Here is a 15,301-nt window from a genome sequence, read left to right as displayed (position 1 = left end):
ATTACGTGCTCTCCACCTCGAAGACCGCTTCAATTTCCACCGTGGCATCCATCGGAAGCTGGTTCGTTCCAAGTGCCGTACGTGCATGTCTTCCCGTTTCACCGAATATGTCGTACAGCAGCTGGGAGGAGGCATTAATGACCTTATGCTGCTCAGAAAATCCTTCTTCGCTGTTTACAAATCCCTGAAGCTTCACCACCTGGGCCACCTGATCCAGGTCACCGAGGTAGTGTCTTACTGCCGCCAGGACGTTCATCGTGCATATTTTTGCCGCCTCCTGCGCGTCTTCGAGCGACCTTTCTCTTCCTGCTTTTCCCTGATACACCAGTTCGCCGTCCACCACAGGGATCTGCCCTGAAACGTACAAAGCGTTGCCTAACTGCTTGACGGGTACATACATCGCTTTTGGGGTTGATTGTTCCGGCAGATGCAGACCCAGTTCTTGTATTTTCTGTTCGATTTTCATGTGATGTTCCGCCTTTCTTTTAATAATGAAGATTTCCGTGCCGGCCTTGGATCATTAAACGACAAATTGAACGAGCGCCATATAAAAAATGGTCCCGGAGGCGATCGAAACAAGCATATTCTTTTTCCAGAAATGAACGATGGCGATGAGGACGAGAGCCAGGAGCTCCGGCGCCCCGTGGTTTCCGGACAAAAATGATACATCCCGCAGGCAGTAGACCACCAAAAAACCAAATACGGCGGGAGGGAGCACTCTTCCGAGATCCTCGATATACGCCGGCACCGGCTTATCCGGCGTAAAAATCAGAAAGGGGAGAAACCTCGTAGCCATTGTCATTCCGATGATAACACCAATCATCACCATCTCCTGTAACAGTGTCATTGGTTCAGCGCCTCCCGCCGCTTCGGCCGTTTTTCCATCAGCAGAAGCACACATAAAATCAGAACAAGGGCCGGGAGAATAAAGTGGCCTGGCCCGAGCAGAAGCAGGCATAAAAACGTCACTCCCAAGCCGATCACCGAGCTCTGATGACTGCTCTCATCCATCCACTGGTCCAGAAAAATGACTGTAAACAAGGCCGTCATTACAAATGTCAGTCCTTCGGTGTTTACCGGCATATACTTCCCCGCTATACTGCCAAGCGCCGCCCCTGCCACCCAGTAGCTGTGATTTAACAGAGTGACAAAAAACATGAACCAGCCTGTATCAACATGATCCGGGACCCGGGCGGAGCTGTTTACCGCAAATGATTCATCGCACAATCCAAAGATCAGATAATACTTTTTCAAACCGGCATCATGATAGGGCCTTAACAGGGAAAGACCGTAAAACAAATGGCGGGAATTCAATACAAGTGTCAAAAGGGCTGCATACATCGGCTGAAACGCTCCGATCAGCAAATGCCCCGCCACAAATTCCATCGATCCCGCAAAAATCAGCAGGCTCATCCCAATAGCATACAGAGGGTGAAAGCCCAGAGAATGCATAAAAATCCCATATGCCGTTCCAACAAACAAAAAGCCGGCCATGATCGGCAGTGTCTGGGGAAACGCTGCCTGAAACGAGGCATACACCCTTTCCTTTTTCGTCATAGGTTCACTTCCTCTGCATCAGCTTCTCCTTAGTTATAACATGGTCTTTTTATGCTACAAATACCATAATTGTATGGATTACAATTATGATTCAAGGTTTAATACGCACAAAACCTTGTTGCAATCCTTAATCCCTGCTACAGTGTATCCTAATAAAAAAGCATACAATCCCATATTGTATGCACAAGGAGAAACGATATTTATGCCTGTTAATTCCTTTGAGCACTATCCAATGTCCTGGCGCCCGGACAAACGAGCGTTATCGAGACCGCTGTACCTTTCCCTGGCCGGGCTGCTGGAACAGGACGTTTCCTCGGGGGCGCTTCCTCCAGGTACGAAGCTCCCTCCGCAGCGTGAATTAGCTGATTTTCTGGATATTAACTTTACCACGGTCACCCGGGCGTACAGTATTTGTGAAAACAAAGGGCTGATTTTTGCCATTACTGGCAAAGGAACGTTCATCTCTCCGAACGCGGCCAAAACGGTCACTATTTCCAAGGAAGCCGGCTCCGCAGATATCGATCTGGCCTTTGGCTCCACCTTCGAACAAACGAACCTGATGGTGGTCGACACGATCCGGGACGTGGCTGCCAAGAACCACGTGGAAGAACTCCTCAGCTATGATCATCCGACTGGACACCCCCATCATAAAACGTCAGCCCTTAAATGGCTGCAGCCGTTGAATATTGAATCAGAGACTAGTCAGCTGGCCATCGTATCCGGCGCCCAGAGCGCCCTGGCCATTGCTTTATCCAGCCTGTTTGAACCGGGCAGCCGTATTGCCACTGACTTTTTCACCTATGCCAATTTTATTCAGCTCGCCCAGATGTATCATATTCAATTGATCCCAGTTCACGCTGATGCCCATGGAATGTCCCCCGGAGAGCTCGCGGAAAAATGCTCGAACATCAACATTCACGGGGTGTTTCTCATGCCGTCGGGGTGTAATCCGACCACCCATATGATTTCCGAAGCGAGAAAACAGGAGCTCGCCTCCGTCATTTCCAGGCACCGGCTGCTTCTCATCGAAGACGAAATTACCGCCTCCTTTATTGCAGACACTCCGCATTACCAGCAGCCTATGTTGAATTTACTGCCGGAGCAGACCGTGTATATTAACAGCACCTCCAAAACGATCTGCTCCGGGCTGCGGGTAGCTTATATGATTTTTGGCAGTACGCTGGCGGGAAAAATTACGGAGGGCATCTACAACCTCAATACCAAGCCATCTTCGCTTGATACGGAGGTGGTCTCTGAGCTCATTCATAACGGGAAGGCACAAACGATTTTTAATCAAAAAAAAGCCCTGCTTAAGCAGGCCAACCGCATTTATGATTCGTATTTTCCGGCCGGGCAGGCTCAGGGCAATCCGCTCAGTTACTTTCGGTGGCTGCCCATTTCCTTCAGGGCCCCCGGGCGCGAGGTCGAGGAGGATATTAAACGAAAGCAGGTGCATATGCTGCATTCCGACCGTTTTATTAGCGGAGGACAATCGTCGGGGCAAAAGTATCTCCGCCTCTCCCTTTCGGCCACCCATTCAACTGAAGGGCTGCGAAGGCTTAACCATTATTTTCAGACAGGCGGCGGTAGCGATTAAATGACAAACTTAAAAAGCTGCCCATTCCATCTTTTTTGATTTATGCCGGCTTCGCTCTACAGCGCTGGCAGCTCATCCGGGACGACAGGCCGGTGGTAGTAGTATCCCTGACCCCAATAGTTATCGTACTGCTGGTAAAAGGCATGCTGTTCGGCGGTTTCAATGCCTTCCACAATACAGTGCATTCCCAGGGAATAGGCCAGCTCCAGTAGGGCGCTGACGATTTTTTTATTAGCCGGCGACGTCAATGGACGGCTTAACTGCCGGTCAATTTTTAAAATGTCGATTGGAAACTTGTGCAGCAGGTGAAATGACGCGTAGCCGACCCCAAAATCATCAATTGCAATGCGAATCCCGCGGCTCCGGAGCTTCTGCAGGTTATTCATCACGTGGGCATGTTCCTCAAGCAGAGCGTTTCAGTGATCTCAAGCACGAGCCGGTCCGCCCGAAAGGCGACCTCGGCCACAATAGCCAGCACCTGTTCTGCAAAATCAGCCTCACGCAGCTGCAGGGGCGAAATATTAACAGCCAGATCTATAGGTTCATGCTGTGCTTCGTATGCAAGCATGTCGATGCACCCCTGCCGGATAACCCATTTTCCTATGGCGTGGATGTGACCGTAGGCTTCAGCAATCGGAATCCAGATATTTGGCGCGAGCCAGCCGTAGGTCGGATGGTTCCAGCGCACAAGGGCTTCCACTCCCTGCAAGCTGCGGTCGGAGAGATGCACCTGCGGCTGATACTGAAGACACAGCTGCTGATACAGTCCGTCGTGGTTCAAATCATTGCGCAGCCGAAATTCACGTTCACTGACAAGCAGAGCTTCATCGCTGTCCACCACGTGTTCTCCGGCAGGCAGCTGCTTCGCCCGTTTCATGCGTTTCCGGGCGGCTTCGAGGCAGTGTTCGAAATGGGTATCTTCCTTGGGATAATAAGAAATACCCATGTTAATCTGCACATACTGGTCCCGGTCCTTCATCCGAAACGGAGTACTGTGGATATGATACAGGAATCGGCTGGCCAGTGTGTGGGCCCGGTGCTCCGGATGCTCATCCTCTGCACAGGGAAGCATCACCAAAAACGTATCCGGCTCGATCCGGGATGGAACTGCCTTCGCCGAGAATTCCTCCTGCAGCACCTGCGCGAATGTTCGCAGCAGCTGGTCTCCCTGCTCGCACCCATGCTGCTGATTGATCCACTGGAAATCATTGATTGATATGACAAAAAACATTACTCCGGCGTCACGGGCGGCCATCTCCTGAAACATAGTCGGCAGTACATTCGCGTGGTATTGATGCGTGAGCCCGTCGCGCACCTGTCCCTGCTCCATGCGAACTACTTCGCTGACCATGCGGGCCAGACTCCCCACCCACTTCTCCTCCCGATCGGTGAATGGGTAGGGTTCATCGCTGATCAGGCATAAGCTGCCCATAGTGCTCCCGTCCGGGCGAGTTACCGCGGCGCCTAAAAAGCTGCCGGTTCCACATTGAAGCGTGAACGGGTGGCTCCTGGTGTCAGCATGAGCGGTCAAGTCGGGAATGGCTACCACCCTGGCTGTAGCGGCTGCGGCTAACCGGCAGAGCGACTGCTGAAATGGTTCCGTGTAGCCCCCGGAATAGCAAGGCCGACCTGGTCATCTACCTGCCGAATCGTATTCGTGACTCCGTCATGAGTGGCAAAAAATACCGAATGACGGGGGAAGACCTGGCCGATATCACGCAACAGATCACTTAGAGCGTGATGCAGCTGCGTATAATACGGTACATCGGTGTGTAGCATTGCATTGCCCCTTCCATTCAAGTAAATAGGTCCTTTTTCTTACATATATTGTATACCTTAAATGGATAATTTTACTACTCTTATTGTAAAAATATTTTTATCAGCCTAGGAAATCATCGTAGTTGGCACCGTATTTCTTCCTTACGAAAACAACCATTTTGGTCGTATAGCAGTTAAATGCTTATTAAACAATTATTAAAATAAAAGTTAAAGGAAATAACCTAATTTTTTCATTTAATAAACAAAATAAAACTTGCCGAAAAAATATGTATTAACTATGTCTTTTTGTAGTACTTTTGTGCTATAAATGAATATATACTATCCGTTAGAAAGAAGGGATTGGATGACCAGACTTTTTGATATACAGCCCGGCGATGTTCTGACTAAAGACGTGGTGCGTAAAAATACAGTGGTATTGCGGCGTGGAACGGTACTTACCCCACGGCTGGTTGAGAAATTAAAGCACTGGGGTATCGAAGAAGTGACAATTACGGGTGAAACCCGGGACGCTTCTCCGGAGCCCAAAGCCCCTCCGGCAAAAGAACCTTTTTCAGAGGAAGAATTATTCCGTATTAAGGGCAATTTCTTTCAGGGTATCGCCGGGATCGGAAACGAATACGGGCTTGGGTTTGCTTTAAATGATCTTGATACCCTGCACTGGCTCGAAGCCTTATTTGTCTCGTTACATGAGCATCCAGCCATGATTACCCTGCTGGAAAAAATTCAGGCAGTGGACGATTATACATATCAGCATTCGTTCGACACCTTTGTGCTTGGAAGCTTAATAGCTGCCAAGTCCGGTATAACGGAGCTTCAGAATGTGGCAGCCGGGTTTTTACTGCATGATATTGGTAAAACCAAAATTCCTTCAGCCATTCTGGATAAACCCCGTGCTCTCACGTCGCAGGAGATGACATTCGTAAAGCTTCATACGCTCTATGGCTATCAGATCCTGACAGATTATGGGTTCCCCGAAGAGGTTGCCATGCTGGCGCAGAGCCATCATGAACGGCTTGATGGCAGCGGCTATCCCTGGGAGCTTTCAGCCCTTCATATTCCCAAAGCTGTTCGGATACTAAGTGTCGTGGATGTCTATTCAGCCCTATCCCTCGACCGTCCGTACCGGCCGGCGATGCCTTCGCATCAAGCCATTGAAATATTGTTTGAAGAGCAGCACGGACTCGAACTGGAGCTTATAAAAATGCTGTGTGAAATTCTGGAGATTTATCCGGTGGGAGCCACCGTAAGCCTGACAGATAAAAGCATCGCAAAGGTCATGCGTGTGGACAGCAAAATTCCTACCTTTCCTCTGTTGAAGGACGCCCAATCCAAGCACGTATTCACCATGCCCACCAACCGGTCACTCAAGGTGGATACCATGCTGCAGCATGAATCCTAATCTATTACTTTAAGCCCGGAAAACAAAAAAACGTAGTATTTATTTTTTTCTAAAGCAGTCGTTAAAACCAGGAGCGAACCCGCCCCTGGTTTTTTCATTTTTCAGGGTTGCATTTTTTATAGGAAAGTTTGAAAATGAACACGGCTTACATATAATAGCTGGACTATCCAGGGGAAAGCAAGTCGTTTTTCAAAAAGAATACAGCTTCCCCTGCCATCATCAAGGAGAGATTAAATCATGAATGGGAAAAGCAAGCAGGAGATTCTGGACAGCGTGCCTCAAAAGGGTTTTTTAGGCCATCCTAAAGGGCTGTTCACATTATTTTTCACGGAGTTCTGGGAACGGTTCTCCTACTACGGAATGCGGGCCATTCTGTTATTTTACATGTATAACGAAGTTTCTAACGGGGGCCTCGGCCTGGACGAAGGAACAGCGGCTTCGATCATGGCCATCTACGGGTCGCTCGTTTACATGTCAGGGATTATTGGCGGCTGGATTGCCGACCGGCTGCTTGGCAGCACAGGCACCGTTTTTTACGGGGGCATTCTCATTATGCTCGGGCACGTAGCCCTTTCCTTCCCCGGAGGCGTGCAGGCATTATTTGTCAGCATGTTTCTGATCGTTATCGGGACCGGGCTGTTGAAGCCGAACGTCTCGAGCGTGGTTGGAGATTTATACAGCGAAACAGACAACCGGAGAGATTCCGGCTTCAGTATCTTTTACATGGGCATTAATCTGGGTGCTTTTATTGCCCCGTTAATTGTCGGCACCGTCGGCCAGAGCTACAATTTCCATCTTGGATTTGGTATTGCCGCTGTCGGAATGCTCGCAGGACTGATCGTATTTATCGTCACCAAAAAGAAATACCTCGGGCTCGCCGGAACCAATGTTCCGAACCCGTTATCCAAAGCGGAGAGAAAAACTGTCGCCGGCCGCCTGGGCATTGGCATCATCATTCTTGGCCTTCTCGGTGCCGCTTCAAGCTACCTCGGCATTTTGACCATTGATAGCTTTATTTTTCTTATCAGTATTCTCGGGGTGGTTATTCCTACGATATACTTTATCGTAATGTATAAAAGTCCGAAGACCACGACGACAGAGCAGTCCCGGCTGCTCGCCTACATTCCTTTGTTTGTGGCTGCGATGATGTTCTGGGCCATTCAGGAGCAGGGGTCAGTGATTCTTGCACGCTATGCCGATCAGCGGACAGAGCTCAGCTCCTTCGGCATTGAGCTGCAGTCTTCCTGGTTTCAGTCGCTCAACCCGCTGTTTATCATCTTTCTTGCGCCGTTGTTTGCCTGGCTCTGGCTGAAATGGGGCGACCGCCAGCCTTCCACTCCTAAAAAATTCGCCTTCGGCTTATTTTTTGCCGGGCTGTCATTTTTAGTCATGATTGTTCCTGCCGTCATCAATGGCACGTCGTCTCTCGTCAGCCCATGGTGGCTCGTGCTCAGCTTTTTCCTGGTCGTTCTCGGGGAGCTCTGTTTATCTCCCGTCGGCCTTTCATCCACCACAAAGCTAGCGCCAGTTGCCTTCTCTGCCCAGACGATGAGCCTGTGGTTTTTAACAAATGCCTCCGCACAGGCGATTAACGCGCAAATTGTGAAGTTTTACTCCCCCGACTCGGAAATCGTTTATTTCGGAGTGATCGGAGGCGCTTCTATTCTATTGGGCGCCCTTCTCTTAGCTCTGTCTCCGCTGATTCAGCGATTGATGCGGGGCGTTAATTAATAAAAATAGCAAGCAGGCGCGCTTACTTCTGAGTTTGGTGCGTCTGCTTTTTTAATACAGTCAAAGAGTTATAATTCACTGATTTTTCCTTTTATACCCTTCTTTGACTGCTGTCTTTCCCATATAATGGAGACACATTGGTATATGTATTTTCAGCTCCGGCAATCAAATTTTAAAAAGGAGTGATCGAATGGAAGGCTTCGGTCTGATTGTAGTAATCGCGCTGGGAGTGCTGTTTGTTATTTTTGCTACGGCGAAATTAAAGCTTCATCCGTTTTTGTCCCTGTTAATTGCTGCCTTTGGCCTTGGGATTGCCGCAGGGCTTCCGCTGCCGGACGTGGTGGAGGCTGTGAACAGCGGCTTCGGGGATCTGATGGGCGGCATCGGACTGGTGATTGTGTTTGGAACGATCATTGGAGTGATTCTGGAAAAATCCGGGGCAGCGCTGCGCATGGCGGAGGTCGTTTTGCGTCTTGTAGGGGAACGGCGGCCCCAGCTCGCCATGAGTGTAATTGGAAGCATCGTCAGTATCCCCGTCTTTTGCGATTCCGGCTACGTTATATTGTCGTCCTTGAAGAAGGCTCTTGCGCGCAGAGCGAAGGTCACCGTCGCTTCCATGGCCATCGCCTTGTCTACGGGGCTGTTTGCCACTCATACTCTCGTGCCTCCAACGCCCGGACCAATCGCAGCTGCCGGAAATATTGGGGCGGAAGACTATCTGGGCACGATCATTTTAATCGGTATTGTTGTAGCTGTTCCAACCATCATGGCCGGCTACCTGTGGGCGATGAAGGCAGGAACTAACATACATATCGAAGGCGAGGATGACCATTCGTTCGACTATAATGCCATCGTAAACGAATTTGGGGCAATGCCGTCGGCTATTAAGTCCTTTGCCCCTATAGTGGTGCCGATTCTTCTTATCGGGTTCAGCTCGGTCATTACGTTTGCCGGCTGGCAGGGCCCGGTATTTGAGGTTTTTCTTTTCCTCGGCGCGCCGGCAGTGGCTCTTTTGATCGGCCTTCTGTCCGCATTTAGTCTCCTGCCCAAGTACGATGAGGAAACCTTGACGGAATGGGTAGGGACCGGCATTAAAGAAGCCGCGCCGATTCTTCTTATTACCGGCGCAGGAGGCGCTTTCGGCTCGGTTATTACGGCAACGTCGGTGGCCCAGTTCATCGAGGGCGTCGCCGCCAATGAAGCCTTCGCCGGTGCCATCTTTGTCTTTATCCCGTTCCTGATTGCAGCCGCCCTGAAAACCGCCCAGGGCTCGTCCACTGCGGCACTTGTCATTACTTCGTCGCTGGTCGCACCGCTCTTGGGCGAGCTGGGCATCGAAGGAGCCCTGCCGCTGGCGCTCGTGGTCATGGCTGTCGGCGCAGGGGCGATGGTCGTCTCCCACGTGAACGACAGCTACTTCTGGGTCGTCAAGGAGTTCAGCGGCATGTCGGTCACTCAGGCGTACAAGGCGCAGACTACGGGGACGCTGATTCAGGGCGTGACCGCGATTTTTGTTACATTCGCTTTATGGCTGATTTTTGTTTAACGGCTGGATAGCAGGATAAAACGAAGACGCTTCCATGCGGGAGCGTCTCTTTGTTTACCCCAATATAGAACGTTCTCTATTTTTATATCTAAGACGCCTTTCAGCTGTTTTGCACTACATGCACATCACAGTTTGCTTTTCGGCGGATGGCTTTAGACGTGTGGCCAAACATCAGACGTTCGAACCGCGTACCACCGCTTTCGCCTACAATAATAGCATCCGCCTGATAACGGTTAGCTAAATCGACCGCTAATCGTTTCTTCGGGACCCCGGAATCCATAACTGTTTCCACATTCTCTATTCCATGAGCCCACGCCGCCTGCTGACAAGCTTCGAGATACAGAGCGGCTTTCGTCCGCAATTGTTCAATCCCCTTGGGGTCCATGCGCTGCAGTGTTGCATACCTTTTTTGATCGAACACAAAAGCTATGATTAATGTGGCCCCGTGGTCGGCCGCCATTTTCTTTGCCTCATCGAACACTGTATAGGTGGGAATCTCAACAGCATCAATTCCTACTAAAATCCGTTGATAATGAGCCATATTTCTCCTCCTTGTTTTTCAGGATAACCGTGTTCTTCCACGCCTTCTGTCTCCTTTTGAAGAAGACGCCCTTCCTATCGTTAAAGATGGTACTCAACCATTCCCTCCTGTCCTTTTTTATAACCTTTTTAACTGGAAAACGGCTCCATAAAAACCGGAGTTTTTTTACTTTGCTGATGGAACGCGTCGTCCTTTCCCTCGCCCGGATAGCTGTTCTGATGATTTTGATCGATAGCCCGGGAAAATTTACTATCCCAGGTACCCTTTTTTATACTATGCCACTTTGATGTACGTACTTACTAATGTGTTGGGTATTAATTATAATAGCATTAGACAAAATAAAAAAAGGTGGCCTTTACGTTATGAAACAATATCGCATTCATCCGGAGAATGGACTGGAATTTGGCATTTATACCCTGGGAGATCATCTGCCCGATCCGCATACGGGAGAGAGAATATCAGCTCAGGAACGGATTCATGAATTAATCGAATACGCCACGCTTGCTGAACAGGCGGGACTGGATTTCTTCAGCGTCGGGGAAAGCCATCAGGAATATTTCGCCACCCAGGCCCACGCGGTTGTTCTTTCAGCTATTGCCCAGGCAACAAATCGAATAAAAATCGGCAGCTCCTCCACGATCATCAGCACCTCGGATCCTGTCCGGGTATATGAGAATTTCGCCACCATTGACTTGATTTCCAAAGGACGCACCGAGCTTGTGGCAGGACGCGCCTCCCGGATTGGATTGTTTGACCTGCTCGGCTATAATGTCCGCGATTATGAGGCCCTGTATGAAGAAAAATTTGATCTGCTCCGGCAGATTAATGAACAGGAAAATATAAATTGGGAAGGAGAGTTCCGGGCACCGTTAACGAATGCCAAAGTGCTCCCCCGCCCTGCGGAAGGGTCGCTTCCCATCTGGCGTGCCGTCGGCGGAACTCCGGCCAGCGCGATGAAAGCGGGCTATGCCGGGGTTCCTATGTTTATGGCTCATTTAGGCGGATCGTCGGATCGTTTTAAACAAACCGTTGATGCTTACAGGGATGCAGCCCGTGCCGGCGGCCATGATCCGGCGGAGCTTCCGGTGGCCACAGCTGGCTTCTTTTACGCAGCCGAGACAACCCAGCAGGCGCTCAAGGACCTGTATCCCCACATTAATGAAGGCATGAAGCGCACCAACGGCGGAGGCTTTCCGAAGCAGCTATTTGCCCAGGGGGCCGAGCCGCATAATATTATGAATACGGGCAGTCCCCAGGAAATTATCGAAAAAATCCTGCACCAGCATGAAGTATTCGGGCATCAGCGCTACATTGCCCAGATTGATTTCGGCGGGATGCCAATGGATAAAATAAGAAAAAATATCGAACTGATCGGAGACACCATTCTGCCGGCTGTTAAAAAATACACGGCACAAAAATAAGGAGAATAACAAATGAAACTAATTGGCTTGTCCGGCTCACAGGTCGGTTCCAAAACGAGAACGGCCATGAACGAAGCGATAAAAAAGGTTAATGAGAGATATCCTGATATTGAAACAGAGGTGATTGATCTGGCGGAATACTCGATGCTGTTCAGCGACGGCCGTCATTACCTCGACTACGAAGGAGACACCGGCTATGTCACCCAGCAGCTGATGGCAGCAGACGCTGTTATCATCGGCATGCCCATCTTTCAGGCATCTATTCCAGGAGCTTTAAAGAACGTATTCGATCTGCTGCCGGTTGACGCGTTTCGTGACAAAACAGTGAGTATGCTCGTCACCGCCGGGTCGCCTAAGCATTATTTAGTTGCAGACCTGCAGCTTAAGCCGATTTTGTCCTATATGAAGGCCCAAATCGTTCAGACGTATGTATTTATTGAAGAAAAAGACTTTCACCAGAAAGAAATTATTAATACCGATGTGCTCGACCGTCTGGACCGCTTAGCGGAGGATACTGTTGTCCTCTCGCAGACCTTTGAACAAATACGGGAAAGCCAATATGACTTTTAGCAGATTGTAATGAGAAAAAATAAATTAAAACCCGAACCATTAACACGAAAAAACAGCGTGTATGATTCGGGTTTTTTCTTTATACTTCCATAGGATTAGACGATAATTGGCCCAAACACGAGCAACTTCTATACTGCTTCCTGTTTACTGGACACTGGGCGTATCAGGAAGCAGAACGATTTTTCCTGCTTTGCCTTTATTTTTAAAGTATCTCTGAGCCTCTCTTGCTTCCTCTAAAGGAAAATATTTATCGATGACCGGCTTGATCCGTCCATCAGAAACAGCGTTTATCAACTCTTTAAACTCTGCTTTTGTACCCAGGACAGAACCATACATTGTAATATGCTTTAAGTACAGCGTCCGTAAATCAAGCGTAGTTATCTGTCCGCCGGCAGATCCGGAGGTACAAAATCTGTCGCCCTTTTTCAGCACGTCAAGGGACAGGGAAAACAGCGCATCTCCAACAACGTCCAACACTGCGTCGATGGGCCCGCCGTTCCACTCCAAAATCTCTTCCTGAAGCTGATCGGATTTGTAAGATAGCACCAGGGAAGCGCCTAATGCTTTGAGGTTTTCCTCGTGCTCGAAACTTCCTGCGAGGGCGATCACTCTGGCTCCAAACACCTTTGAGGCAATTTGCACATTTAATGATCCTACGCCGCCATTGGCTCCCGTAACCATAATCGTTTCCCCCGGCTGAATGTTCACCTGCCGGGCCATATGCCAGGCCGTCAGTCCGCTCACCGAGAACGCGGCACTGTCTGAATAGCTGGATAACGGCATATCAAAGCACAGCTCAGCCGGCCATACGACATATTCAGCGTAGCCTCCATCGTATTCTGAGCCTATAAAAGACATATCCTCTGAAATATGCTCATAACCAGGCTCGCCGCTGGAGGTGAACGGAAACAATACTACCCGTTTGCCGAGCAGCTCTTCGTTTTCTCTGCTCCCTGCCTGCACGACCTCCCCAGTGATATCTGATCCGGGAATGCGCGGAAACTGGACGCCCTCCGGCCGCCAGCCGGAATCTTTCCCGGTTCCGTAAGCGCCCTCCCTCATCCAGATTTCTGTGTTATTAATCGCACACGCCTTTACTTTGACCAGTACTTCCCCGTCCTTAGGCTCCGGAACAGGAACCTCTGCGAGCTCCAGCTTATCCAGGCCTCCATAGCCCGTCACCTGTACAGCTTTCATTTTACCGCCGCTCTGATTTGTTTTTTCCACTATTTCTCTCCGCCCTTCACCGCTCATTGTTTGGCTTTATTATACCCATTGCTGCAGCCTCCAATCAAAAAAAGCATCTCTGTTTTTCTGCCAGAGATGCTTTTAGTAATATATGCCGTCTTTATTCCGATGAAATACTTACTGTCCGAGTTCGCGCTTCCTTCCTATCCAGAACGTAGCTTAACGAAGCCAATCCTGCAGCTATCAGGGCGGAAAGGCCGCCGGCCCAGGGAAGGAACGCAATGCTTCCCGCTGCCACTACGACTCCTCCCGCCGCAGAGCCCAAAGCGATCCCGACGTTTACCGCAACAGGCGTCAGCGCAGACGCTAAATCTTTCGCGGAAGGAGAATACAATTCTGCGAGATTCATTAAATACAGCTGGATAGTGGCGTTCATGGCATAAATCATGACCGCGATAAGCATAATGCTGATTAAACCGGCGATGGTGGAGGCCATGGTGAAATAGAGCGAAAGCAGCACCACGCTTTGAACAACGAATACATACCTGAGCCTCGAGATGCCGTTACGGCTGGCAATTTTTCCTGCCAATACGTTGCTGAAAATCGAAAAAGCACCGTAGCCGAGAAGCACGACACTCACATAGCTGCTTGGGATCGACAGCCCGTCTTCAATAATAGGCGTGATATACGTATAAATCGTATACGTGCCGGCGATGCCGAAAATGGGAATCAAGAAGGCTAACAGAATCCTTGGCTGTGTAAAAAGGGCAGCCTGGTCCTTGATCGAGCTTTTTTCACTTTTTATATCCTTCGGAAGAACCCCTAAACTAATCAGGAGCGCCACGACCCCGAGAAGCGCTGTCACCCAGAACGTTACCTGCCAGTTCGACAGCTGGCCGATAAACGTACCCAGAGGTACGCCCAGCACGTTGGCGATCGTAAAACCGGCAAAAATGGAAGCGATCACCGCCGGCTTTTTGGCCGCCGGCATCGTGTCCCCTGCAACCGACATGGCGAGGGCCGTTAATACGCCGCTTACCATCGCCGTAGCAATCCTTGATAACAGCAGCACTGCGTACGTGCCTGCAAAGGCGCTGACCACATTGCCAGCGATAAACAGTATGCTCAGCATAATCATAATGCTGTATTTAGGAAACCGGCTCAAAAAAGCGGTTAATACCGGCGTACCGATCGCATAGGCAATCGCGAATCCAGATACGAGCGTTCCAGCTGTGGCCAGGCGTATACCCAGATCGGAGGAGATTTCTGAAAGCAGCCCGACAATAACAAACTCGCTCGTTCCCATCACAAACGTCAGCAGCGTCAGCGTAAACGCCAGCACTTTTTGTTTGCGGCTCAAATGATTTTCCTGTTCATGTACACTCATTCTTTCAACCTCAATTCATTTCACTATAATTAAATATCTAGATTTTTCGATTTAATGGGCCGTAAAAAAACAGAAACCTGAATGACTAGATTTCTGTTTTCAGATACTCCGCCAGCCGTTGAAGTGTGTCTTCATTTCGTCTGTAGTACGTCCATTGGCCGTAGCGGACGGATTCCAGCAGCCCGGCCTTCTGCATCATATTCAGATAGTGCGACACCGTGGACTGGGAAGCCTGCACTTTTTCCTGAATATCTCCCACGCAGACGCCCCCTTCAATGCTTACCTCCTTCGGCAGGTGGGCCTGCTGTTTAGGAAAATGCTTTTCCGGTTCCTTCAGCCACCAGAGAATCTTCAGACGGGTTTCGTTTGAAAGTGCTTTAAACAGATCTATTGGGTCCATAACCAGCATTGTATATCGAGTCAACTCGATATGTCAACTTTTCCTTATATGGCAGAATCTATTTTCACAGCCTTTGCAAAGCCGCGGAGTCGCCGATAATCCTTTTAATTTTGGACTGCATGCTTCAAATTTATATTTTCTCAAGTTATTCCAGTAATTAGAGTTATAGGTGTTCACTCTCTTAG

The 15,301-nt window shown here is 49.5% G+C and carries 14 protein-coding genes and 1 pseudogene; 6 read left to right on the top strand and 9 right to left on the bottom strand.

Annotation, left to right across the window (positions count from 1 at the left end; genetic code table 11):
• Position 1: 1 nt before the first annotated feature.
• The 3 genes from Q0757_RS06040 to Q0757_RS06030 are packed head-to-tail and all read right to left on the bottom strand — an operon-like array spanning position 2 to position 1,557.
• The gene (locus Q0757_RS06040) at positions 2–466 is read right to left on the bottom strand and encodes a RidA family protein (protein WP_298785480.1); all 465 of its coding nucleotides are present in this window, start codon (positions 464–466) and stop codon (positions 2–4) included.
• A gap of 54 nt (positions 467–520) precedes the next feature.
• Positions 521–847 carry a branched-chain amino acid transporter permease gene (locus Q0757_RS06035; protein ID WP_298785479.1) on the bottom strand — a complete coding sequence of 109 codons (327 nt, stop codon included), beginning with the start codon at positions 845–847 and terminating at the stop codon, positions 521–523.
• Complete coding sequence (locus Q0757_RS06030) at positions 844–1,557, bottom strand: AzlC family ABC transporter permease (protein WP_298785478.1); 714 nt, start codon at positions 1,555–1,557, stop codon at positions 844–846. The genes Q0757_RS06035 and Q0757_RS06030 overlap by 4 nt, the downstream gene beginning before the upstream one ends.
• A gap of 202 nt (positions 1,558–1,759) precedes the next feature.
• Between Q0757_RS06030 and Q0757_RS06025 the strand changes: the two genes are divergently transcribed.
• The gene (locus tag Q0757_RS06025; protein WP_298785476.1) at positions 1,760–3,154 is read left to right on the top strand and encodes a PLP-dependent aminotransferase family protein; all 1,395 of its coding nucleotides are present in this window, start codon (positions 1,760–1,762) and stop codon (positions 3,152–3,154) included.
• 56 nt (positions 3,155–3,210) lie between these two features.
• On the opposite strand, the pseudogene Q0757_RS06020 reads toward Q0757_RS06025, so the two are convergent.
• Both Q0757_RS06020 and Q0757_RS06015 read right to left on the bottom strand, forming a co-directional pair.
• Positions 3,211–4,703 (bottom strand): annotated as a pseudogene (locus Q0757_RS06020) (bifunctional diguanylate cyclase/phosphodiesterase).
• A gap of 20 nt (positions 4,704–4,723) precedes the next feature.
• Positions 4,724–4,933, bottom strand: coding sequence for a hypothetical protein (locus Q0757_RS06015; RefSeq protein ID WP_298785474.1), 210 nt, complete (start codon positions 4,931–4,933; stop codon positions 4,724–4,726).
• A 343-nt stretch (positions 4,934–5,276) separates the two neighbouring features.
• On the opposite strand from Q0757_RS06015, the gene Q0757_RS06010 reads away from it, so the two are divergent.
• From Q0757_RS06010 to Q0757_RS06000, 3 genes are all read left to right on the top strand, one after another.
• Positions 5,277–6,332 carry an HD-GYP domain-containing protein gene (locus Q0757_RS06010; RefSeq protein WP_298785473.1) on the top strand — a complete coding sequence of 352 codons (1,056 nt, stop codon included), beginning with the start codon at positions 5,277–5,279 and terminating at the stop codon, positions 6,330–6,332.
• Positions 6,333–6,569: 237 nt separating this feature from the next.
• Positions 6,570–8,063 carry a peptide MFS transporter gene (locus Q0757_RS06005; protein ID WP_298785472.1) on the top strand — a complete coding sequence of 498 codons (1,494 nt, stop codon included), beginning with the start codon at positions 6,570–6,572 and terminating at the stop codon, positions 8,061–8,063.
• Positions 8,064–8,253: 190 nt separating this feature from the next.
• Complete coding sequence (locus tag Q0757_RS06000) at positions 8,254–9,609, top strand: GntP family permease (RefSeq protein WP_298785471.1); 1,356 nt, start codon at positions 8,254–8,256, stop codon at positions 9,607–9,609.
• A gap of 100 nt (positions 9,610–9,709) precedes the next feature.
• On the opposite strand, the gene Q0757_RS05995 is transcribed toward Q0757_RS06000, so the two are convergent.
• Positions 9,710–10,150 (bottom strand): universal stress protein, encoded by a 441-nt coding sequence (locus Q0757_RS05995; RefSeq protein ID WP_298785470.1) that lies wholly within the window; start codon positions 10,148–10,150, stop codon positions 9,710–9,712.
• Positions 10,151–10,512: 362 nt separating this feature from the next.
• Between Q0757_RS05995 and Q0757_RS05990 the strand changes: the two genes are divergently transcribed.
• Both Q0757_RS05990 and Q0757_RS05985 read left to right on the top strand, forming a co-directional pair.
• Positions 10,513–11,571: an LLM class flavin-dependent oxidoreductase gene (locus Q0757_RS05990; RefSeq protein ID WP_298785469.1), complete on the top strand. Its 1,059-nt coding sequence runs from the start codon at positions 10,513–10,515 to the stop codon at positions 11,569–11,571.
• A gap of 12 nt (positions 11,572–11,583) precedes the next feature.
• The gene (locus Q0757_RS05985; protein ID WP_298785468.1) at positions 11,584–12,141 is read left to right on the top strand and encodes an NADPH-dependent FMN reductase; all 558 of its coding nucleotides are present in this window, start codon (positions 11,584–11,586) and stop codon (positions 12,139–12,141) included.
• 144 nt (positions 12,142–12,285) lie between these two features.
• On the opposite strand, the gene Q0757_RS05980 is transcribed toward Q0757_RS05985, so the two are convergent.
• The 3 genes from Q0757_RS05980 to Q0757_RS05970 all read right to left on the bottom strand — a co-directional run bounded on the left by Q0757_RS05980 (position 12,286) and on the right by Q0757_RS05970 (position 15,116).
• Entirely contained in the window at positions 12,286–13,338 is a 1,053-nt protein-coding gene (locus Q0757_RS05980; RefSeq protein ID WP_298786145.1) for a zinc-binding dehydrogenase, read from the bottom strand.
• Between the two features lie 151 nt (positions 13,339–13,489).
• Entirely contained in the window at positions 13,490–14,716 is a 1,227-nt protein-coding gene (locus Q0757_RS05975) for an MFS transporter (protein WP_298785467.1), read from the bottom strand.
• A gap of 85 nt (positions 14,717–14,801) precedes the next feature.
• Positions 14,802–15,116, bottom strand: coding sequence for a helix-turn-helix transcriptional regulator (locus Q0757_RS05970; protein ID WP_298786143.1), 315 nt, complete (start codon positions 15,114–15,116; stop codon positions 14,802–14,804).
• Between the last annotated feature and the right edge of the window lie 185 nt (positions 15,117–15,301).

The organism is uncultured Marinococcus sp. (assembly GCF_947493875.1).
Lineage (GTDB): Bacteria > Bacillota > Bacilli > Bacillales > Marinococcaceae > Marinococcus.
Note: the sequence above shows the minus strand (reverse complement) of the source record. Positions and strands in the feature narration are given on the sequence as shown.

Bases quoted from the DNA above. Each gene is read 5' to 3' on its own strand.
- Q0757_RS06040 (WP_298785480.1), bottom strand. From the start codon at position 466: ATGAAAATCGAACAGAAAATACAAGAACTGGGTCTGCATCTGCCGGAA.
- Q0757_RS06035 (WP_298785479.1), bottom strand. From the start codon at position 847: ATGACACTGTTACAGGAGATGGTGATGATTGGTGTTATCATCGGAATG.
- Q0757_RS06030 (WP_298785478.1), bottom strand. From the start codon at position 1,557: ATGACGAAAAAGGAAAGGGTGTATGCCTCGTTTCAGGCAGCGTTTCCC.
- Q0757_RS06025 (WP_298785476.1), top strand. From the start codon at position 1,760: ATGCCTGTTAATTCCTTTGAGCACTATCCAATGTCCTGGCGCCCGGAC.
- Q0757_RS06015 (WP_298785474.1), bottom strand. From the start codon at position 4,933: ATGCTACACACCGATGTACCGTATTATACGCAGCTGCATCACGCTCTA.
- Q0757_RS06010 (WP_298785473.1), top strand. From the start codon at position 5,277: ATGACCAGACTTTTTGATATACAGCCCGGCGATGTTCTGACTAAAGAC.
- Q0757_RS06005 (WP_298785472.1), top strand. From the start codon at position 6,570: ATGAATGGGAAAAGCAAGCAGGAGATTCTGGACAGCGTGCCTCAAAAG.
- Q0757_RS06000 (WP_298785471.1), top strand. From the start codon at position 8,254: ATGGAAGGCTTCGGTCTGATTGTAGTAATCGCGCTGGGAGTGCTGTTT.
- Q0757_RS05995 (WP_298785470.1), bottom strand. From the start codon at position 10,150: ATGGCTCATTATCAACGGATTTTAGTAGGAATTGATGCTGTTGAGATT.
- Q0757_RS05990 (WP_298785469.1), top strand. From the start codon at position 10,513: ATGAAACAATATCGCATTCATCCGGAGAATGGACTGGAATTTGGCATT.
- Q0757_RS05985 (WP_298785468.1), top strand. From the start codon at position 11,584: ATGAAACTAATTGGCTTGTCCGGCTCACAGGTCGGTTCCAAAACGAGA.
- Q0757_RS05980 (WP_298786145.1), bottom strand. From the start codon at position 13,338: ATGAAAGCTGTACAGGTGACGGGCTATGGAGGCCTGGATAAGCTGGAG.
- Q0757_RS05975 (WP_298785467.1), bottom strand. From the start codon at position 14,716: ATGAGTGTACATGAACAGGAAAATCATTTGAGCCGCAAACAAAAAGTG.
- Q0757_RS05970 (WP_298786143.1), bottom strand. From the start codon at position 15,116: ATGGACCCAATAGATCTGTTTAAAGCACTTTCAAACGAAACCCGTCTG.